The 18,623-nt window shown below is 70.3% G+C and carries 20 protein-coding genes; 8 read left to right on the top strand and 12 right to left on the bottom strand.

The window, feature by feature from the left end:
• Window positions 1-50: 50 nt before the first annotated feature.
• The 3 genes from oxyR to ahpC form a co-directional block, all read right to left on the bottom strand.
• A complete protein-coding gene (gene oxyR / locus M3M27_RS16230) occupies window positions 51-998 on the bottom strand; it encodes a DNA-binding transcriptional regulator OxyR (RefSeq protein ID WP_434026272.1) in 948 nt (315 codons plus the stop codon).
• An 87-nt stretch (window positions 999-1,085) separates the two neighbouring features.
• Entirely contained in the window at window positions 1,086-2,678 is a 1,593-nt protein-coding gene (gene ahpF / locus M3M27_RS16225; RefSeq protein ID WP_140723785.1) for an alkyl hydroperoxide reductase subunit F, read from the bottom strand.
• 274 nt (window positions 2,679-2,952) lie between these two features.
• A complete protein-coding gene (gene ahpC / locus M3M27_RS16220; RefSeq protein ID WP_140723782.1) occupies window positions 2,953-3,513 on the bottom strand; it encodes an alkyl hydroperoxide reductase subunit C in 561 nt (186 codons plus the stop codon).
• Window positions 3,514-3,717: 204 nt separating this feature from the next.
• Here ahpC and prmC point away from each other — a divergent pair, with 204 nt between their 5' ends.
• On the top strand, window positions 3,718-4,548 hold the full coding sequence (gene prmC, locus M3M27_RS16215) for a peptide chain release factor N(5)-glutamine methyltransferase (protein WP_434026271.1): 831 nt from the start codon (window positions 3,718-3,720) through the stop codon (window positions 4,546-4,548).
• Window positions 4,549-4,672: 124 nt separating this feature from the next.
• Window positions 4,673-5,614 (top strand): prolyl aminopeptidase, encoded by a 942-nt coding sequence (gene pip, locus M3M27_RS16210; RefSeq protein ID WP_140723775.1) that lies wholly within the window; start codon window positions 4,673-4,675, stop codon window positions 5,612-5,614.
• A gap of 144 nt (window positions 5,615-5,758) precedes the next feature.
• Here the strand turns inward: pip and M3M27_RS16205 are convergent, their stop codons facing one another.
• The 4 genes from M3M27_RS16205 to M3M27_RS16190 are packed head-to-tail and all read right to left on the bottom strand — an operon-like array spanning window position 5,759 to window position 8,620.
• Window positions 5,759-6,544, bottom strand: coding sequence for an N-formylglutamate amidohydrolase (locus M3M27_RS16205; protein ID WP_434026270.1), 786 nt, complete (start codon window positions 6,542-6,544; stop codon window positions 5,759-5,761).
• Window positions 6,537-7,088 (bottom strand): NUDIX hydrolase, encoded by a 552-nt coding sequence (locus M3M27_RS16200; protein WP_140723772.1) that lies wholly within the window; start codon window positions 7,086-7,088, stop codon window positions 6,537-6,539. Before M3M27_RS16200 ends, M3M27_RS16205 begins: the two co-directional genes overlap by 8 nt.
• Window positions 7,085-8,008: a 5'-3' exonuclease gene (locus M3M27_RS16195; RefSeq protein WP_140723769.1), complete on the bottom strand. Its 924-nt coding sequence runs from the start codon at window positions 8,006-8,008 to the stop codon at window positions 7,085-7,087. The genes M3M27_RS16200 and M3M27_RS16195 overlap by 4 nt, the downstream gene beginning before the upstream one ends.
• Before the next feature lie 27 nt (window positions 8,009-8,035).
• Complete coding sequence (locus tag M3M27_RS16190) at window positions 8,036-8,620, bottom strand: nitroreductase family protein (RefSeq protein ID WP_434026269.1); 585 nt, start codon at window positions 8,618-8,620, stop codon at window positions 8,036-8,038.
• Window positions 8,621-8,965: 345 nt separating this feature from the next.
• Between M3M27_RS16190 and M3M27_RS16185 the strand changes: the two genes are divergently transcribed.
• Entirely contained in the window at window positions 8,966-11,299 is a 2,334-nt protein-coding gene (locus tag M3M27_RS16185; protein ID WP_434026268.1) for a DUF1631 domain-containing protein, read from the top strand.
• Window positions 11,300-11,406: 107 nt separating this feature from the next.
• On the top strand, window positions 11,407-12,486 hold the full coding sequence (locus tag M3M27_RS16180; RefSeq protein WP_434026267.1) for an NAD(P) transhydrogenase subunit alpha: 1,080 nt from the start codon (window positions 11,407-11,409) through the stop codon (window positions 12,484-12,486).
• A gap of 300 nt (window positions 12,487-12,786) precedes the next feature.
• Here the strand turns inward: M3M27_RS16180 and M3M27_RS16175 are convergent, their stop codons facing one another.
• From M3M27_RS16175 to M3M27_RS16160, 4 genes are all read right to left on the bottom strand, one after another.
• Entirely contained in the window at window positions 12,787-13,287 is a 501-nt protein-coding gene (locus tag M3M27_RS16175) for a hypothetical protein (RefSeq protein WP_434026266.1), read from the bottom strand.
• A gap of 109 nt (window positions 13,288-13,396) precedes the next feature.
• Entirely contained in the window at window positions 13,397-13,861 is a 465-nt protein-coding gene (locus tag M3M27_RS16170) for a DUF3106 domain-containing protein (protein WP_434026265.1), read from the bottom strand.
• Between the two features lie 5 nt (window positions 13,862-13,866).
• Window positions 13,867-14,211: a hypothetical protein gene (locus M3M27_RS16165; protein WP_434026264.1), complete on the bottom strand. Its 345-nt coding sequence runs from the start codon at window positions 14,209-14,211 to the stop codon at window positions 13,867-13,869.
• Window positions 14,211-14,774, bottom strand: coding sequence for an RNA polymerase sigma factor (locus M3M27_RS16160; protein WP_177497762.1), 564 nt, complete (start codon window positions 14,772-14,774; stop codon window positions 14,211-14,213). Before M3M27_RS16160 ends, M3M27_RS16165 begins: the two co-directional genes overlap by 1 nt.
• A 139-nt stretch (window positions 14,775-14,913) precedes the next feature.
• Between M3M27_RS16160 and M3M27_RS16155 the strand changes: the two genes are divergently transcribed.
• From M3M27_RS16155 to M3M27_RS16145, 3 genes are read left to right on the top strand one after another with little or no spacing between them, the layout of a single operon-like run.
• A complete protein-coding gene (locus M3M27_RS16155) occupies window positions 14,914-15,222 on the top strand; it encodes an NAD(P) transhydrogenase subunit alpha (RefSeq protein ID WP_434026263.1) in 309 nt (102 codons plus the stop codon).
• Between the two features lie 2 nt (window positions 15,223-15,224).
• Complete coding sequence (locus M3M27_RS16150) at window positions 15,225-16,676, top strand: NAD(P)(+) transhydrogenase (Re/Si-specific) subunit beta (protein WP_434028030.1); 1,452 nt, start codon at window positions 15,225-15,227, stop codon at window positions 16,674-16,676.
• 52 nt (window positions 16,677-16,728) lie between these two features.
• A complete protein-coding gene (locus M3M27_RS16145; protein WP_434026262.1) occupies window positions 16,729-17,412 on the top strand; it encodes a DUF4410 domain-containing protein in 684 nt (227 codons plus the stop codon).
• Between the two features lie 18 nt (window positions 17,413-17,430).
• Here M3M27_RS16145 and M3M27_RS16140 read toward each other — a convergent pair whose 3' ends face one another.
• Window positions 17,431-17,850, bottom strand: coding sequence for a hypothetical protein (locus tag M3M27_RS16140; protein ID WP_434026261.1), 420 nt, complete (start codon window positions 17,848-17,850; stop codon window positions 17,431-17,433).
• A gap of 174 nt (window positions 17,851-18,024) precedes the next feature.
• Between M3M27_RS16140 and sufT the strand changes: the two genes are divergently transcribed.
• Window positions 18,025-18,576, top strand: coding sequence for a putative Fe-S cluster assembly protein SufT (sufT, locus tag M3M27_RS16135; protein ID WP_140723732.1), 552 nt, complete (start codon window positions 18,025-18,027; stop codon window positions 18,574-18,576).
• Window positions 18,577-18,623 lie beyond the last annotated feature (47 nt).

Genomic DNA, 18,623 nt, shown 5'->3' with positions numbered 1-18,623 from the left:
CCTATTGTCGGAAGAATCGCCGCCGGATGCGACCTCGGGCGCGGGGCCGTTCAGGCCGCCTCGATGCTGCGCGGCGCCGCATGCGGGGCCGGGGCCAGCGTCAACAGCTCGTCCGGCAGCTGCCTGAACAGGCCGGCCAGGCTTTCCAGGAACGCGGACATCGCCGAGCTGCGCCGCCAGACCATCGCGATGCGCCGGCTCGGCTGCTTGTCGGCGCGGAAGTCGAGCAGGCGGATGCTGTCCGAGCGCGCCACCGGCGGCTTCACCGCGAGCATCGGCAGCAGGGTGATGCCGACGTTGGCGGCGACCATCTGCCGCAGCGTCTCCAGGCTGGTGGCCTGGAACTCGGATTTCTCCAGCGCCCCGGCCAGGTGGCACACGTCCAGCGCCTGTTCGCGCAGGCAATGGCCGTCCTCGAGCAGCAGCAGGCGTTGCTCGGAGAGCTCGGCCAGCGTCAGGTCCTGCTTCTGCGCCAGCGGGTGGCCTTCCGGCACCGCCAGCACGAACGGTTCCTCGAACAGGAACTCGGCGTGCAGCTGGTCGTCGTGCAGCGGCAGCGCCAGCAGCGCGGCGTCCAGCTTGCCCTCGCGCAGCTGGCGCAGCAGCTGGTCGCTCTTTTCCTCGACCAGCAGCAGTTCCAGTTGCGGAAAGCGCTGGCGGATGCGCGGCACCATGTGCGGCAGCAGGTACGGGCCGAGCGTGGGGAAGATGCCCAGCCGCACCGTGCCGGCTTCCGGGTCCTGGCTGCGGCGCGCCGCTTCCTTCATCTGCTCGACCTCGGCCACGATGCCGCGCGCGCGGTTGGCGGCCTCGCGCCCGGCCGGGGTCAGCATCACTTTGCGCGGCGCGCGCTCGACCAGCGGCACGCCCAGCTCGTCCTCCAGCTTCTTGATCTGGGTGGACAGGGTGGGCTGGCTGACGAAGCAGGCCGCCGCGGCGCGGCCGAAATGCTTGTGGTCGGCCAGGGCCACCAGGTATTTCAGATCGCGCAGGTTCATGGACTACGGGCCTCGCTGAAACAGGGGACGATTGCAGCGGCGTTCGCACCAGCTTACGCCCCTCCACGCGAAGGGGCGCAACCGGGCTCAGGCGGCCTCGGCGACGGCGCCGCTGCTCTTCGGCGCGGTGCTGCGGATCAGGTGGTCGAAGGCGCTCAGCGCGGCGGTGGCGCCGGCGCCCATCGCGATCACGATCTGCTTGTACGGCACCGTGGTGGCGTCGCCGGCGGCGAACACGCCCGGCAGGCTGGTCTGGCCGCGGTCGTCGATGACGATCTCCCCGCGCGCCGACAGTTCCACCGTGCCCTTGAGCCACTCGGTGTTGGGCAGCAGGCCGATCTGCACGAACACGCCTTCCAGCTCGACGCGGTGGCTGTCGCCGCCGGCGCGGTCCTTGTAGACCAGGCCGGTGACCTTGCTGCCGTCGCCCAGTACCTCGGTGGTCTGCGCGCTGGTGATGATCTTCACGTTGGACAGGCTGCGGAGCTTGCGCTGCAGCACCTCGTCGGCGCGCAGCTGCGCGTCGAACTCGATCAGGGTGACGTGCGAGACGATGCCGGCCAGGTCAATCGCGGCTTCCACGCCGGAGTTGCCGCCGCCGATCACCGCCACGCGCTTGCCCTTGAACAGCGGGCCGTCGCAGTGCGGGCAGTAGGCCACGCCCTTGTTGCGGTACTCGTTCTCGCCCGGCACGTTCATCTGCCGCCAGCGCGCGCCGGTGGACAGGATCACGGTCCTGGACTTCAGCGAGGCGCCGTTCTCGAGCTTGACCTCGATCAGGCCGTCGGCGCCGGCCGGCACCAGCTGCTCGGCGCGCAGCAGGTTCATCACGTCCACGTCGTAGGCGCGCACGTGCTGTTCCAGCGCCGCGGCCATCTTCGGGCCCTCGGTTTCCGGCACCGAGATGAAGTTCTCGATCGCCATCGTGTCCAGCACCTGGCCGCCGAAGCGCTCGGCCGCCACGCCGGTGCGGATGCCCTTGCGCGCGGCGTACACCGCCGCCGCCGCGCCGGCCGGGCCGCCGCCGACCACCAGCACGTCGAACGGCGCCTTCCCGGCGATCTTCTTCGCGTTGCGGTCGGCCGCGCCGGTGTCGAGCTTGGCGACGATCTGCTCCAGGGTCATGCGGCCCTGGTCGAACAGCTTGCCGTTGAGGTAGACGGTCGGCACCGACATGATCTCGCGCGCCTCGACCTCCTCCTGGAACAGCGCGCCGTCGATCGCCTCGTGCTTGATGTTCGGGTTCAGCACCGCGGCCAGGTTCAGCGCCTGCACCACGTCCGGGCAGTTCTGGCAGGACAGCGAGAAGTAGGTTTCGAACCGGTACTCGCCCTGCAGGTTCTTCACCTGCTCCAGCAGCTCGGGCGCGGCCTTGGAGGGATGCCCGCCGACCTGCAGCAGCGCCAGCACCAGCGAGGTGAACTCGTGGCCCATCGGCAGGCCGGCGAAGCGCAGCTTGATGTCCTGCCCGGGGGAGGTCAGGCCGAACGACGGCTTGCGCTCGGCGTCGTCGCGCCAGACGTCCACGGTGATCTTGTCCGACAGTTCCTTCAGCTCGTTGAGCAGCTCGAGCATTTCCTGGGACTTGGCGCCGTCGTCGACGGAAGCGTCGATTTGGATCGGGCGGGTGACCTTCTCCAGGTAGGCCTTGAGCTGGGTCTTGAGATTGGCGTCCAACATGGAGAACTCCTGATGGCGGGTAAGTGGGGAAGGGCACCGGCATGCGGCTGCGCCGTGCTCCTGCGGGGGCTCGCAGGGAAGAAGGAACCGCGCGCATGGACGCGCGCCGCCCTGCGAGGGACTCGCGAAGAAGCGCTTGGCGCCGCCGTGGGGCGGGTCGCCGGTCGATGATGGAAGGGGGTGAACCGCAGCCGGCGCACGGAAGGCGCGGCGGCCGCACCGGCTCCGGTTCACCCCCGGTCCCGCGGCTGCGGGACCGGGAGCGCGGGACGGCTTAGATCTTGCCGACCAGGTCCAGCGACGGAGCCAGGGTCTTCTCGCCTTCCTTCCACTTGGCCGGGCAGACCTCGCCCGGGTGGTTGGCGACGTAGATGGCGGCCTTGACCTTTCGCAGCAGTTCCTTGGCGTCGCGGCCGATGCCCTCGGCGGTGATTTCCACCGACTGGATCACGCCGGCCGGGTCGATGATGAAGGTGCCGCGGTCGGCCAGGCCCGCCGGGCGCAGCACGTCGAAGTTCTTCGAGATCTGGTGGGTCGGGTCGCCGATCATCGCGTACTTGATCTTGCCGATCGCCGGCGAGGTGTCGTGCCAGGCCTTGTGCGAGAAGTGGGTGTCGGTGGAGACCGAGTACACCTCGACGCCGAGCTTCTGGAACTCCTCGTAATGGTCGGCCAGGTCTTCCAGCTCGGTCGGGCACACGAAGGTGAAGTCGGCCGGGTAGAACACCACCACGGACCACTTGCCCTTCAGGTTGGCGTCGGAGACCTTGATGAACTCGCCATTCTGGTAGGCGTCGGCTTCGAACGGCAGGATTTCGGTGTTGATTACGGACATTGCGTTTCCTCTGTTGGCAAAGGGCGAGGGGGATGGAACAGGCGCCATGGTAGGCAGGGGCGATAGATACCGCAAATCGATTGATGGCATTGGATAGATAGATTTTGTCTATCGTTAAGCGAGCCCGGCTCTTTGGTGCCATGCATCAACGGCTGCTCCGATAATGGCGATCCGACGTTTCGCAAGGGTGAAGCCCTGACTGCCATGCCTTTTCCTCCCGCCGACGCCTTGCTGCGCGCCGCCGCCGCCCGGATCGAGCGGGCCGACGCCGAGCCGCTGCTGCTGCACGCGCTCGGCCGCGACCGCGCCTGGCTGTTCGCGCACGGGCGCGATCCGGTCGATCCGGCGGTCGCCGCCGCCTTCGAGGCGCTGGTGGCGCGGCGCGAGGCGGGCGAACCGGTCGCCTACCTGACCGGCCGCCGCGGGTTCTGGACCCTGGACCTGCAGGTGACGCCGGACACGCTGATCCCGCGCCCGGAGACCGAGACGCTGGTCGAGCTGGCGCTGGAACGGGTGGACCAGGCGCCGGGACGGCGCATCGCCGATCTCGGCACCGGCAGCGGCGCGATCGCGCTCGCCCTGGCCAGCGAGCGTCCGCGCGCGCGCGTGGTGGCCACCGATGTCAGCGGGGGCGCGCTGGCGGTGGCGCGCGCGAACGCCGCCGGGCACGCGCTGGACAACGTCGAGTTCCGCCACGGCAGTTGGCTGGCGCCGCTGGCCGGCGAGCGCTTCGACCTGATCGCCAGCAATCCTCCCTACATCGCCGAGGGCGACCCGCACCTGGACCTCGGCGACCTGCGGCACGAACCGGCCGCGGCGCTCGCCTCCGGCCGCGACGGATTGGATGCGATCCGCGAGATCGTCGCCGGCGCGCCCGACCGCCTGCTGCCGGGGGGCTGGCTGCTGTTCGAGCACGGCTGGGACCAGGGCGAGGCGGTGGCCGCGCTGTTGCGCGACCGCGGTTTCGCCGAGGTCGCCACCCACCGCGACCTGGAGGATCGCGACCGCGTCACGCTGGGCCGCTGGCCGCCATAGGGCTTGCCACTTTCTGCGGGAGCTCGGTTGTGGGAGGGACTGAAGTCCCTCCCACAGAACCTCTCCCGCAAGCCCTCCCGCAACCACGCCCGATACAATGCGGCTTTTCCCGCAGGACCGCCGCATGCGCACCCTCTATCCCGAGATCGAACCGTTCAACACCGGCACGCTGAAGGTCGACGATCGCCACACGCTGTATTTCGAGGAGTGCGGCAATCCCGGCGGCAAGCCGGTGGTGCTGCTGCACGGCGGCCCCGGCGGCGGGATCAGCGCCAAGATGCGCCGCTTCCACGATCCGGCCAAGTACCGCATCGTGCTGTTCGACCAGCGCGGTTCAGGCCGCTCGACGCCGCACGCCGACCTGGTCGACAACACCACCTGGGACCTGGTGGCCGACATCGAGAAGCTGCGCGAGAAGCTGGGCATCGCCAAGTGGCAGGTGTTCGGCGGCAGCTGGGGCTCGACCCTGGCGCTGGCGTACGCGCAGGCCCATCCGGGGCGCGTCACCGAACTGGTGCTGCGCGGCATCTTCATGCTGCGCCGCTGGGAGCTGGAATGGTTCTACCAGGAAGGCGCCAACCGCCTGTTCCCGGATGCCTGGGAGCACTACATCGGCGCGATCCCGCCGGTGGAGCGGCACGACCTGATCTCGGCGTTCCACCGCCGCCTGACCAGCGACGACGAGGCCACCCGGCTGGCCGCGGCCAAGGCGTGGAGCGTATGGGAAGGGGCGACCAGCTTCCTGCACGTGGACGAGGATTTCGTCGCCGGGCACGAGGACCCCAGGTTCGCGCTCGCCTTCGCCCGCATCGAGAACCACTACTTCGTCAACGGCGGTTTCTTCGAGGTCGAGGACCAGTTGCTGCGCGACGCGCACCGCATCGCCGATATCCCGGGCGTGATCGTGCACGGCCGCTACGACGTGGTCTGCCCGGTGCAGAACGCCTGGGACCTGCACAAGGCCTGGCCTAAGGCCCAGCTCGAGATCACCCCGGCCTCGGGCCATTCCGCGTTCGAGGCCGAGAACCTGGACGCGCTGGTGCGCGCGACCGATCGCTTCGCCTGAGCCTGCCGGGCGAGGGCGGCGCACTGCCCTCGCAGGAGGGACTCCGGTCCCGGCGCGCCGTGCGCGTCGCCCATCGGGTCCTTCCCGCCGTGCCGCCGCCGCGAACGGAGCGGCGGCACGGCAGCGGGAAAACCCGGCCCGGGTCTACATCAGGCGCGCGGCCAGCGGCGGCAGCAGGCGCGCCAGCCGTTCCGCCCATTCGAGCTGGCCGGCGTGGTCCGCGATCAGGTCCTGGCGGATCTCCAGTTCGACGTGCAGCAGCCCGCGGGCCTCGGCATGGACCGGGATCGCGTAGTCGCTGGTATCGCTGATCGCATAGGGCTCGTTGTCGCCGACCACCAGCCCTTCTTCCTGCAGGGCGACGCGCAGCGCATGCGCGAGGCGGCCGTCGCGGTTGTACAGCACGCCGGCGTGCCAGGGACGTTCGAAGCCGTTCATGCGCGGGGTGAAGCTGTGCATCGCGATCAGCACCGTCGGGCGCCCGGCGGCCGCGCGCGCATCCAGTTCGGCGGCGATGCGCCCGTGGTACGGCGCGAAGATCTCGTCGATGCGCGCCTGGCGCGCGGCCGGGTCGAGCCCGAGGTTGCCCGGCACCGTTGTGCCGTCGCTGGCCGCGACGATCGAGGTGGGCGAATCCAGCGGCCGGTTGCAGTCGATCACCAGGCGCGAATAGGTCTGGGTGATCGCGAAGGCGTCCAGCAGGCCGGCAAGCAGGCGGGTGGTGTCGTCGATGCCGATGTCCCAGCCGATGTGGCGGTCCAGTTCGGCCTGCGGCAGGCCCAGCTCGGCCAGGGCGCGCGGCACGCGCTGGCCGGCGTGGTCGGCCAGCAGCACGAACGGCGATGCGCCGTCGGCGCGGTAGACGGTGAACGGCGGCGGGTCTTCGTTGCCCAGCAGCCGTGCCTGCATTTCGGTGGAAGCGTCAGCCACGCGGGGTCCCGTCCAGTTCGTGTTCGATCATCCACAGCCCGGCCCAGAGCTTGGCGTCCATCTCGAAGCCCGCGCGCATCTTCTCGACCAGCCAGGCCGCGGCGCGATTGCGCGGCACTTCGTGCACCACGATGTCCTCGGTGGCGTCGCCGCCGCCTTCGCCGACCTTGCGCAGGCCGGTGGCGCGCACGAACGCGACCTTCTCGCTGCTGGCGCCGGAGGAGGTCGGGCCGACCATCAGCACTTCGGCGTGCTCGGCGGTCCAGCCGGTCTCCTCCTCGAGCTCGCGGATCGCCGAGACCTCGATCGATTCGCCGGCCTCGATGTCGCCGACCAGGCCCGCGGGCATCTCGATCGTGCGCGCCTGCAGCGGCACGCGGAACTGCTCGACGAACAGCACGTTGTCCTGCGGCGTCACCGCGACGATGATCGCGGCCAGGCCGCCGGCGTGCACGCGCTCTGAATATTCCCAGGTGCCGCGCACCACCATGCGCTGGTACTTGCCCTCGTAGACGACCTGGGGTTCGGCATCGTTGTGGTTCATGGCGTTGGCAGACTCGTGTCGGATACGGAAGCGGGGAGGCCGGCGGCGGCGAACAGGCGGCGCCGCGTGAGGGGTCCGAAGCGCAGCGCGTCGCAGAGCCCGGCCAGCATGCCGGCGTCGGCGGCCGCGCGCCGGAACGCGCCCGCGGTGCCGTCGACCGGGGCATCGAGCGCGATCGTGGCCAGGCGGCGCCACAGCAGGGCCTGTTCGCGCTGCTCGCGCAGCCGGGCGGCGGCCTGGGCGGCGCCGCGCAGGCGCAGGTACGGCACCTCGTCGATGCGTTCGAGCAGCGCGTCCAGGCTGCCGAAATGCGCCAGCAGCACCGCGGCGGTCTTGGCGCCGATGCCGCTCACGCCGGGGATGTTGTCGGTGGCGTCGCCGCACAGCGCCAGGTAGTCGGCGATCTGGTGCGCATGCACGCCGTGGCGGGCCTTGACGCCATCGGCGCGCCAGCGCTGCTGGCGGGCGTAGTCCCATTGCTCGTCGTGTTCGCCGAGCAGCTGCGAGAGATCCTTGTCGGCCGAGACGATCACGCCGTGGAAGCCGTGCGGGCGCGCGCCATGCAGCGCGCTGCCGATCAGGTCGTCGGCCTCGTACTCGTGGTGCGCCAGCACGGCTAGCCCGAGCGCGGCGCACAGCGCCTTGCAATGCGCGAACTGGCGGCGCAGTTCCTCGGGCGCCGGCTCGCGGTTGGCCTTGTAGAGCGGGTAGAGCGCATGCCGGAAACAACTGTCCAGGGCCTCGTCGAACGCGAGCACGATGTGCTCGGGGCGCTCGCGTTCCAGCAGCTCCAGCACGAACCGGGCGAAGCCGTGCACGGCGTTGGTGGGCCAGCCCTGCGCATCGCGGAACTCGTCCGGCATCGAATGCCAGGCGCGGAACACGTACAGGCTGGAATCGACCAGGTAGAGCGGCTTCATGCCGGGCGCCCCCTGCGGCGTGCCGTGCTAGGCACGCTCGCCGGTCCAGTCGGTCAGCAGCGCGGCGGCATCGGGGCGCTCGCGCTCCGGCGCGGGCGTGCGCGCGGTTCCGATATGGACGAAGCCGACGATCCGCTCGTTCGCGGCCAGCCCCAGCTTCGCCGCCACGGCGTCGTCGTAGGCCATCCAGGCGGTCAGCCATTGCGCGCCGAACCCATGGGCCTGCGCGGCCTGCAGCAGCGCGAAGCAGACGCAGCCGGCGGTCAGCAGTTGCTCCTGCTCGGGCACCTTGTGGTCGCGCTGCAGGCGCGCGACGACGGCCACGATCAACGGCGCGTACGAGAAGCGCTTGCGGTCCTTTTCCACGGCGGCCGCCGGGGCGTTCGGATCGCGCTGCCGGCTGCGCTCGGCCAGGAATTCGCCGAGGCGGTCGCGGGCGGCGCCCGCGATGCGCAGGAACCGGAACGGCACCAGCTTGCCGTGGTCCGGCACCCGCACGGCCGATTGCAGCATGCGCAGCAAGGTGGCGTTGTCGGGACCGGGTTCGCCCAGCTGCATGGAGGGCACGGAGCGGCGCTCGTCCAGCGCCTGCAGCGAATGAAGGGTATGCATGGCCGGATTATAGGGGGCTGTTCTTGACCGCCAGCCGTCGCCGCGCGGCCGGTTCCATCGCCGGCAAGCAAACTCGGTGCGCGGCGACGGGAAGCGCTCGAGGCCCGGGCGCCGCGGCTTTGCTTAATCGCCTCCGCGGCATGCCCGTAATCGGCAAGACGCGGGACATGGCCGCGGATTACGATGTAGCGTCGGGTTGCACGATTCGCCAGGGTAGGAAATGCGCATGCCATCACGTTCCTGTATAGGGCTCCGCGCCTACCATCGGCGCGCGGGTGCTTGGGGCGCGGCCGCATGTTTTCTTGATTCCAGAGTGCCGCCTGCGTGGCTGGGGAGCCTTTGCGCATGACGTCCAATCCCGGCATTCCCGGGCATCCGGCGCGCGACGCGCGCCTGCTCGAGCAGGTACGCGCCGCGTTCCTGCCCGCGCTGTCTCAGGCCTTCGCTTCGGCGTTGGCGCATTTCGACGACGTGCTGTTCGACCGCGCCGAGACGGCCGGCCCTTCGCAGATGCTGTACCTGGACGGCATGCGCGAACTGCGCCGCCGGCGCGAGGAGATCGCCGCGCGCCTGCGCGCGCAGCTCGACCTGGCCTGGCGCGCGCTGGAAGAAGGCCAGCCCCTGTCGGCCGAGGTCCTGCTGGCCGGGCAGGGCAACGGCAGCGGCACGCTTAGCCTGGTCCCGGAGCACGAACTGGAATCGAGGCTGGCGGTGCGCAACCTGGCCAGCGTGCTGCTGCGCGACTGCAAGCCGGTGCTGGCGCGCATCGATCGCCGCCTGGGCTGGATCGCGGGCGGGCTGGAGCTCGGCCCGGATACCGACCCGATCGGGCCGGAGCACATCGGCGTGGCCGTGCACGAGGCCTTCGCCACCAGCGACTTCGCGCCGGAGATCCGCCTCGTGCTGATCAAGCTGTGCGAGCGCGACCTGGCCGAGCCGCTCGCCAAGCTCTACCAGGGGCTGGACGAGCAGCTCGCCAAGGCCGGGGTGATGCCGGAGATCTCCCGGCCGCGCCGGCCGGCGCCGCGGCCGGTGCCGCGCGATGCCGACGAGGCGCCCGGCGCGGACGGCTTCGGCGCGTCCGCCGGTGCCGGGGACGACTACGGCGACTATGCCGCGCCGGCCTGGGCCAGCCGCTTCGTCAACCGCTGGGCGCAGGGACGCGGCCGCGCCCAGGCCGCCCAGCGCGGCCGCGAGTCGCTGGACGAGCTCGGGGAGGACTACAGCGGGGCCGCCGGGCAGGGCATGCTGCTCGACGCCTTGCACGAGCTGCTGCAGCAGGCGCGCGGCATGCGCGACAACGCCACTTCCGCCGCTTCGGTCGCCTCGGTGGCGGCGCAGCAGCAGCGTCCGCTCAGCCAGCGCGAGATGCTGTCGGTGCTGTCGCTGCTGCAGGCCACGCCCAGCGCCACCCTCAACGCGGCGATCGGCCAGCAGGGCGAGTCGCTGGCGCAGCGGCTCAAGAGCGAAGTGCTGTCCGGCGCGACCCGGCTCGGCGTCGATCCGGCCAACGCGCGCCTGGACCCGATGGACGAGGACGCGATCGACCTGGTCGGCATGCTGTTCGACGTGATGCTGGACGAGCGCGACCTGGAAGGCCGCTCGCGCGAGCTGATCGGCCGCCTGATCGTGCCGTTCGTCAAGGTCGCGATGCTCGACCGCAAGATGTTCGTGCAGAAGACCCATCCGGCGCGGCGCCTGCTCAACTCGCTGGCCGAGGCCTGCGAGGGCAACACCGGCGAGAGCCCGGCCGAACGCGTGCTGATGACCAAGGTCGAGGAGATCATCGAGCGGCTGGTGGCCGAGTTCAACGAGAACCTGGCGATCTTCCTGACCCTGGAAGAGGAGTTCCGGGAGTTCCTGGTCCAGCACCGGCGCCGGGTCGAGATCGCCGAGCGGCGCGCGGCCGAGACGCAGCGCGGCCAGGAAAAGCTGGACATGGCGCGTGCGCGCGCGCAGCTGGAACTGGAAAAACGCCTGGTCGGCAAGCTGCCGGCGGCGGTCGAGGAATTCCTGCGCCACCCGTGGCAGCACAACCTGACCATGGCGATCCTGCGCGACGGCGAGGACGGCACGGCGATGGCCGAGGCCCTGGCGGCCGGCGACGGCGTGCTCGAGGAACTGGCCGAGGCGCGCCGCCACGTCGTCGGCAAGCCCTGGCTGCAGGCCTGGCAGGGACCGCTGCAGAAGGTGTTCGGCAGCGTCGGCCTGCACGGGGATGCGGCGATGGGGGCGATCGGCGCGCTGCACGACACGCTGCAGGCGATCGCCGAGGCGCGCCCGGAACTGGAAAGGCCGCTGCCGGAACTGCCGTCGGTGGTGTTGCCGCAGCCAGCGCCGGAAACCGCCGCGGTCGATCTCGGCGTCGAGGCGAAGGGCGACGATTTCGACAATGCCGATGCCGACCGCTTCCGCGACATGGCGATCGGTACCTGGCTCGATTTCATCGACAAGGACGGCAAGGTGCAGGCGGGCAAGCTGTCCTGGGTGAGCCCGATCTCGGCGCGGTTGCTGTTCGTCAACCGCCGCGGCGTGCGCTTCTGCGTGGCCTCGCCGGAGGAACTGGCGGTAATGGTGCGGCTCGGCCGGTTGCGGCCGCACGCCAGCGACGGCGCGTTCGACAGCGCGATGCAGGGCGTGATCGACAAGCTGGATCCGCAGGCCAGCGCGGTGCATTAGCGCGGGATGCGGCGGCCTGCCGCCATCGTCCCGGCGGAAGCGCCGCTGGGGCCTCCCATCGCTCTGCTAGCATCGCTCCCCGACATGGGTCGACATCCGGGGAAGGCATGGCCGTTCAGGTGTTGGTGCTGAAGGAACTGGCCGAGGGCGAGCGCCGCGTGGCGGCGACGCCGGAGACGGTGAGGAAGCTGGTCGCGCTGGGCGCGAACGTCTGGGTCCAGGCCGATGCCGGCGCCGGCGCGGGCATTCCCGACGACCTCTATCGCCAGGCCGGCGCCGAGCCGGCTCCCGAGGATGCGATCGCCCAGGCCGACCTGGTGCTGTGCGTGCAGTCGCCCGACCCGGCGCGGCTGCAGCGGCTCAAGCCCGGCGCGAGCTTGGTCGGTATGTTGTACCCGGATGCCGATCCCGCGCGCGGCGAGGCGCTGCGCGCGCAGGGCGTCACCGCGTTCCCGCTGGAAAGGCTGCCGCGCACCACGCGCGCGCAGGCGATGGACGTGCTCAGCTCGCAGGCCGGCATGGCGGGCTACAAGGCCACGCTGATCGCCGCGCAGCTGGCGCCGCGCTTCTTCCCGATGCTGACCACCGCGGCGGGCACGATCCGGCCGAGCAGGGTGCTGGTGGTCGGCGCCGGCGTGGCCGGCTTGCAGGCGATCGCCACGGCCAGGCGGCTGGGGGCGCAGGTGGAAGGCTTCGACGTGCGCCCGGAGACGCGCGAGCAGATCGAGTCGCTCGGCGGCAAGTTCCTCGACCTGGGCGTGAGCGCGGCGGGCGAGGGCGGTTACGCGCGCCAGCTCACCGATTCGGAACGGGCCGAGCAGCAGCGCCGGCTGGCGGAGCACCTCAAGGGCGTGGACGTGGTGGTGTGCACCGCGGCGGTGCCGGGGAAGCCCGCGCCGAAGATCGTCAGCGCGGCGATGGTGGCGGGGATGCGGCCCGGCAGCGTGATCGTGGACCTGGCCGCGGAGACCGGCGGCAACTGCGAGGCGACCGAGCCGGGCCGGACGGTGGAGGTCGGCGGGGTGACGGTGGCGGGTCCGCTCGACCTGGCCAGCATGGGGGCGGTGCACGCGAGCGAGATGTTCGCGCGCAATGTCTGCAACTTCGTCGCGCTGTTCCTCAAGGATGGAGCGATCGGGTTCGATTGGGACGACGAGTTGTTGGCGAGGACGCGTTGGGTGGGGTGAGATTGCTGCGCTTTCGTTCACGCGACCTCTCCATCATCGTCCGCGCCTAGACGGAGCGAAGGGCGGCTGCTTGCTAGCCACTGGCTCGCGCAGCGCTGAGTGCTATCGAGCTATGTCCGATAGCCGGGGGTCGAAGACCCTGCGTCTTTGATGTTATCTGTCCAGCCCACGCAATCTCACTGCCGTGCGCAATCTCTCTACCGTCATCCCCGCGAAGCCGGGGATCCAGGGACTTTGCTTGTGGGTTTTACGTTGTAGTGACAGCAACGGCAACGGCAACGGCTTTCGCCTTGCGGCGAGTCACTTTTCTTTGCCTGTGCACGCGCGCCGCAGGAGCGGCGCCGCACGGCGAAGCCGGCCCGAAGGGCGCGACACAAGGATGTGCCGCGTAAAGAAAAGTAACCAAAAGAAGCGCTTCACAGCAGCCGAATGGCTGATCAAGCACACCCGCCTTCGCGCCCGCAGCTGCGCTGCGGGTTCGCGGAGCCAGCGGGATTTTTCGACGCGACTCGACCGCTGCGCGGCCAAGCCCGGGGCATTCGCCGCGCGGCGAATGCCCGCCCGCCGGGGCGAAGCGGTGCTTCGCCTTTTTCCGGCGAGCCCTGTCGCGGCGAAAAACGACGTGCATCCATGCACGTCGCCCTTCGGGTTTTTCCCGCCGTCTCCGCCGCTTCGGAGGGGGCCGCGCCGCAGTGGCATTTGCGGGCCATAGTGGTTGGCGCGCCGCCGCGCGAGGAGATGTTGCCCAATCCAGAGCAAAATCACGAGCAACAGCAACAGCAACAGCAACAGCAACAGCAACAGCAATAATGCCGCTGCGGTGTCGACATAAACCCCAGCGCCTCGATCCGAAGGATCCAATGCGCGGATATTGCTTCAAGCCGCTACGCAGGCGATCTCGCGCCGCGGTTCACTCGTCGTTGTCCGCATGCGCCTTGACCCAGGCGTCGCGCTGTTCGGGCGTCATCGACTTCCAGCGGTCGCGCAGGGCGTCGCGCTGGTCCGGGGGCAGGTCGCGCATCTGCTGGAACAGCACTTTCGCCTGGCGCCGCTGTTGCGGCGACATGTTCTCGTAGCGGCGCATGCCTTCGGAGGCCTTGCGCCGCTGCTCGGGCGTCATGTTCTGCCAGCGCTCGGCGTGCCGGAGCATCTTGTGGCGCTGTTCCGGCAGGTCGTTCCAGCGCTGGCGCAGGGCGCCGACCAGGCTGTCGCGCTGCTGCGGGCTGAGGTGTTCCCAGTCCGGCAGCGGCGGTTCGGCCGGCGGAGGCGGGGGCGGCGGGGGCAGGCGCGGACCGGACTGGGCCAGCGCCGGCGCGGCCGCGGCGAGCAGGAGCACGCCCAGGAGACGGGATGGGAGGCGGGCGGGATGCTTCATGGTCGTCATTCCATCGCTAGGGCGTTTTCCGAACCCAGCCAGACGTACAGGTCGGGATTCTGGTCGAGCGTGTCGTCGTCGGTGCCGGTGGCCGCGGCCGTGGCCGGCACTTGCGGCAACGCGGACGGGCCAAGGTCCCCGCGGTGCAGTTGCAGGCCGAAGCCGATCGCCAGCACCGCCGAGCACGCGGTCGCCAGCAGCCAGGCAGGCAGCCGCCGCGGCCGCCCGCCCGCTTGGCGGGCCTCGCGCAGGCGGGCGAGGGTCGGCGGAGGCAGCGTCGCCAGCGAGCGCGCATGCAGTTCCCGCATGCGCGCGTCGAAGGCGTCGTGGGAAGAAGAATGCTCGTTCATCAGCGGAACTCCTCGAGTTGCTTCTGCAGCGCCTCGCGGGCGCGCGAAAGATGCGTCTTCACCGAACCTTCCGAACAGCCCATCACGCGCGCGGTGGTCGCCACGTCCAGTTCCTCCAGCACGCGCAGGGTGAAGGCCTCGCGCTGGCGGGCGGGCAGCGCGCGCAGCGCGGCGACCAGGCGCGCATACGCTTCGCGCTGCTCGTGCTGCTGCGCCGGGCCAGCGCCGGCATCGGCCCAGTCGATGCGGCTGTCCTCGTCGCGCTCCTCGGCCGGCGCCCAGAACTTCAGCCGGAAGCTGCGCCGGCGCTGCAGGTCGATGATGCGGCTGCGCAGGATGCTCCAGAACAGCGGCGTCCATTCCTCGGCGGGGCGCTCGCGGTAGCCGAGCAGCCTGACCATCGCGTCCTGCACCGCGTCCAGCGCGTCCTCGCGGTGGCGCAGGCCGGCCTCGGCGAAACGGAACGCGCGCGGGCCGATGCCGGCCAGGAACGCGTCCAGCGACGCTGGCGCGACGGCCTGCGGTGCGTGCGATTGCGGATCGAGAGGGGTGCCCACCAGCACAGCGTAGCTTCCCGGATGGAATGACGGGATAAACGGATGGGCGCCGGCCGGGTTGACAAGCCCGCCACCGGCGTGTCCCGGGCTGGTTATGATGCCGGCCGGGCCGGCGCCGGCCGGCCCAGGCCACCGGAGGAACGCGATGAGCGACGGGTTCGTAGCGCTGTACATCTTCATGCTGGCGGCCATCGCCGGCCACGTGATCATCTCGCGGGTGCCGGTGATCCTGCACACCCCGCTGATGTCGGGGGCGAACTTCATCCACGGCATCGTGCTGATCGGCGCGATGGTGGTGCTCGGCCACGCCGACACCACGCTGGAGAAGACCCTCGGTTTCCTCGCGGTGGCGCTCGGCGCGGCCAACGCGGCCGGCGGCTACGTGGTGACCGAGCGCATGCTGGAGATGTTCAAGTCCAGCAAGAGGCCGGGCGGCAAGGGAGACCAGGCGTGAGCATGTCCACCGCCGAACTGCTTTCCTGGCTGGTCAAGGCCAGCTACCTGGTCGCCGCGACGCTGTTCCTGCTCGGCCTGCAACGCATGGCCTCGCCGCTGACCGCGCGCAGCGGCATCCGCTGGGCCGGCCTGGGCATGCTGATCGCCACGGCCGCCACGTTCTTCCTGCCCGAGCTGCACAACGTGCCGCTGATCATCGCCGCGGTGGCGATCGGGACGTCGCTGGCGTGGGTGTCGGCCAACAAGGTCGCGATCACCGACATGCCGCAGATGGTCGCGCTCTACAACGGCATGGGCGGCGGCTCGGCCGCGGCGATCGGCGCGGTCGAGCTGCTGCGGTTCTCGTTCCTCGCCCACCGCGATACCAGCCACTGGAGCGCGCAGGCCATCGCCGATCTCGCGGCGCGCCAGCCGGCGGCCGCCACGGTGGCGCTGGCGGTGGTGGGCTCGGCGATCGGCGCGGTGTCGCTGTCCGGTTCGATCGTCGCCTGGGCCAAGCTCGATGGCCGGCTGGACCGGCGCGTGACCTTCCCCGGCCAGCAGGCGTTCAACCTGCTGGTGGCGCTGGCGGTGGTGGCGCTGGGGGCCTGGGCGGCCGTCGCCCTGCAGCCGCTGGCGATCGTCGCGTTCTTCGTCGCCGCGCTCGCGCTGGGCGTGCTGATGACGCTGCCGATCGGCGGCGCCGACATGCCGGTGGTGATCTCGCTGTACAACGCCTTCACCGGCCTGGCGGTGTCGTTCGAGGGCTACGTGCTCGGCAACGAGGCGCTGATCATCGCCGGCATGATGGTCGGCGCGGCCGGCATCCTGCTGACCCGGCTGATGGCCAAGGCGATGAACCGGCCGATCCGCAACGTGCTGTTCTCCAATTTCGGCGGCGGCGGGCAGGGCGCGGAGATCGCCGGCAGCCAGAAGCCGATCGAGGCGGCGGACGTGGCGGCGATGATGGCCTTCGCCGAGCGCGTGGCGATCGTGCCCGGCTACGGCATGGCGGTGGCGCAGGCGCAGCACAAGATCTGGGAGCTGGCGCAGCGGCTGATCGAGCGCGGGGTGAAGGTGAAGTTCGCGATCCACCCGGTGGCCGGCCGCATGCCGGGGCACATGAACGTGCTGCTGGCCGAGGCGGGCGTGCCCTACGACCTGATCGCCGACATGGACGACATCAACCCGGAGTTCGCGGTCACCGACGTGGCGCTGGTGATCGGCGCCAACGACGTGGTCAACCCGGTCGCCAGGACCGATCCTTCCAGCCCGATCTACGGCATGCCGATCCTGGACGTGGTGAACGCCAGGAACGTCGTCGTGATCAAGCGCGGCAAGGGCACCGGCTTCGCCGGCATCGAGAACGCGCTGTTCTACGCCGACAACACCCGCATGCTCTACGGCGACGGCGCCGAGGCGGCCGGCGCACTGGTCGGCGAGCTGAAGGCGCTGGACGGCGGCGGACATTAGGTATGCTTTGTCCGTGCGCATGCACGGACAGCCGTCTCAACAGGGGGACAACATGGAAAATACGATTTGGCGCGCGCTCGCGTGCGCCGGGGCGTTGGCGCTCGTTTCGCCGATGGCGTTGGCACAGGAACAGGTTGCGGCCGAGGGCGCCGCCGCGACTGCGGAGGTCGCGGTACCGGTGCCCGGGGCCGCATCCGGGACGGCGGAGATGGGTCGGGCCGAGGCGCCGCCGCCGTCCGCTGCCGCGCCGGTAGAGCTGGAACCTGGAGCGGGCTTCGATTGCGTGGAAGTGATGCGGTTCGAGACCGATACTGGCTTCATCGCCGACAAGAAGGCTGCCCGCGCGGCGGGCATTCCACAGGACAAGCTCGATGAGATCCAGCGCAGGGTCGCTGGCAGCATTCCGGAGACGATCCCGGGATTGAAGGCCACGTTGGGTGGTGCGGGATCGTACTGTCCCGATCCGGGCCGGACGATCGTCCTGGACGGACGGATCGTCGACTTCAAGAAGGGCAACCAGGCGCTGCGCTACTTCGTCGGCTTCGGTGCCGGTGCGCAGAAGTTCTCGGTCGCGGCACGGGCGACGCGCAAGTCCGATGGCGCGCTGATCGGCGAGGGCGAGGTCACCGACCGCAAGGTCGGCGGTTGGCTGGGAGGCCAGGCCGACAAGGGGATCAGCGATTTCGCCGAGAAGGTCGCCGATTTTCTCGGCGACTCGTTGAAGCGGAAGCGCTGAATGCCGCGCCGGACCCGGTCAGCGCGAAACCCACGCCGCCACGAGCAGGGCGGTGGCGTAGCAGAACCAGTCCAGGCCGCCGTTGGCGAGCGACAGCAGGGTCCAGGCCAGGCCTGGACCCATCTTCAGGGCCGAGGCCCACGGGTCCAGGCCCATGGCGGCGCCGATCTGGGCCGAGGCGATGCCCCAGTTGGCCGCGGCGATCGCCGCGACGGTCGCCAGCAGGGCCACCGCGGTCCGCGCGCGGCCGGCCTGCAGCGTGCCGAGCCGCAGCATCCAGGCGATCTCCAGGGCGGCGAACGGGGCCATCCAGCCGGCCTGGCGGCCGGTCGCCAGCGCCACCAGCATCCAGGCGATCACGGCGGTGACGCCCCCCAGCAGCAGCAACGGGGGCCAGAGCCAGTGTGCGGTCCTGGCGGACGCGTTCTTGGGGGGCATCGACGGTTCCTGGAAGCGGCCCGGCAGGATAAGGCCTGGCGTCGCCGGCGCCCATCGTCCGGAGGTCATGGCATGGCCGCGCGACAGCGTTCCGGCGGCGCGATGGGCCGCGCTCGAATCAGGCCCTAAAATGTACGACTTGCTCATCCGGGGGCCGGACCCCATTTCCCCTCCATGTATTCCCGCAGCAGCGAACCCGTCCAGTTCGAACGCGATTGCGAGGCCGTGATGGTCCCGCAGGGCGATTCGGTCGTCCTTCCCGCCGGCAGCTACGGCTACATCACCCAGGCGCTGGGTGGCAGCTATACGGTGTTCGTCGAGGGCAACCTGTTCCGTATCGCCGGCAAGGACGGCGACGCGATCGGCAAGGAGCCGCCGCCGGGGCTGGAACTGCCCGACGACGCCGGCGACGAAGAGGTCGAGGCGCTGGTCTGGCAGCAATTGCGGACCTGCTTCGATCCTGAAATCCCGTTCAACATCGTCGACCTGGGCCTGGTGTACGAGGTCCAGCTCAGCCACCGCGAGGACGGCGAGCGCAAGGTGGAGGTCAAGATGACCCTGACCGCGCCGGGCTGCGGCATGGGCGAGATCCTGGTCGACGACGTGCGCAGCAAGCTGGAGATGATCCCCACCGTGGCCGAGGCCGACGTCGAGCTGGTCTTCGACCCGCCGTGGGGCCGGCATATGATGTCCGAGGCCGCCCGGCTCGAAACCGGGATGCTCTGACGCCCGCCGCGCGGGCGTCCATCACTTCCGCCAGCAAACAGGAATTC

This window comes from Xanthomonas boreopolis, assembly GCF_046529185.1.
Taxonomy (GTDB): Bacteria; Pseudomonadota; Gammaproteobacteria; order Xanthomonadales; family Xanthomonadaceae; genus Pseudomonas_S; species Pseudomonas_S boreopolis.
Note: the sequence above shows the minus strand (reverse complement) of the source record. Positions and strands in the feature narration are given on the sequence as shown.

Bases quoted from the DNA above. Each gene is read 5' to 3' on its own strand.
- M3M27_RS16145 (WP_434026262.1), top strand. From the start codon at position 16,729: ATGGAAAATACGATTTGGCGCGCGCTCGCGTGCGCCGGGGCGTTGGCG.
- M3M27_RS16185 (WP_434026268.1), top strand. From the start codon at position 8,966: ATGACGTCCAATCCCGGCATTCCCGGGCATCCGGCGCGCGACGCGCGC.
- M3M27_RS16200 (WP_140723772.1), bottom strand. From the start codon at position 7,088: ATGAACCACAACGATGCCGAACCCCAGGTCGTCTACGAGGGCAAGTAC.
- M3M27_RS16180 (WP_434026267.1), top strand. From the start codon at position 11,407: ATGGCCGTTCAGGTGTTGGTGCTGAAGGAACTGGCCGAGGGCGAGCGC.
- M3M27_RS16155 (WP_434026263.1), top strand. From the start codon at position 14,914: ATGAGCGACGGGTTCGTAGCGCTGTACATCTTCATGCTGGCGGCCATC.
- sufT (WP_140723732.1), top strand. From the start codon at position 18,025: ATGTATTCCCGCAGCAGCGAACCCGTCCAGTTCGAACGCGATTGCGAG.
- M3M27_RS16195 (WP_140723769.1), bottom strand. From the start codon at position 8,008: ATGAAGCCGCTCTACCTGGTCGATTCCAGCCTGTACGTGTTCCGCGCC.
- ahpC (WP_140723782.1), bottom strand. From the start codon at position 3,513: ATGTCCGTAATCAACACCGAAATCCTGCCGTTCGAAGCCGACGCCTAC.
- M3M27_RS16150 (WP_434028030.1), top strand. From the start codon at position 15,225: ATGTCCACCGCCGAACTGCTTTCCTGGCTGGTCAAGGCCAGCTACCTG.
- M3M27_RS16165 (WP_434026264.1), bottom strand. From the start codon at position 14,211: ATGAACGAGCATTCTTCTTCCCACGACGCCTTCGACGCGCGCATGCGG.
- pip (WP_140723775.1), top strand. From the start codon at position 4,673: ATGCGCACCCTCTATCCCGAGATCGAACCGTTCAACACCGGCACGCTG.
- oxyR (WP_434026272.1), bottom strand. From the start codon at position 998: ATGAACCTGCGCGATCTGAAATACCTGGTGGCCCTGGCCGACCACAAG.
- ahpF (WP_140723785.1), bottom strand. From the start codon at position 2,678: ATGTTGGACGCCAATCTCAAGACCCAGCTCAAGGCCTACCTGGAGAAG.
- M3M27_RS16190 (WP_434026269.1), bottom strand. From the start codon at position 8,620: ATGCATACCCTTCATTCGCTGCAGGCGCTGGACGAGCGCCGCTCCGTG.
- M3M27_RS16140 (WP_434026261.1), bottom strand. From the start codon at position 17,850: ATGCCCCCCAAGAACGCGTCCGCCAGGACCGCACACTGGCTCTGGCCC.
- M3M27_RS16170 (WP_434026265.1), bottom strand. From the start codon at position 13,861: ATGAAGCATCCCGCCCGCCTCCCATCCCGTCTCCTGGGCGTGCTCCTG.
- prmC (WP_434026271.1), top strand. From the start codon at position 3,718: ATGCCTTTTCCTCCCGCCGACGCCTTGCTGCGCGCCGCCGCCGCCCGG.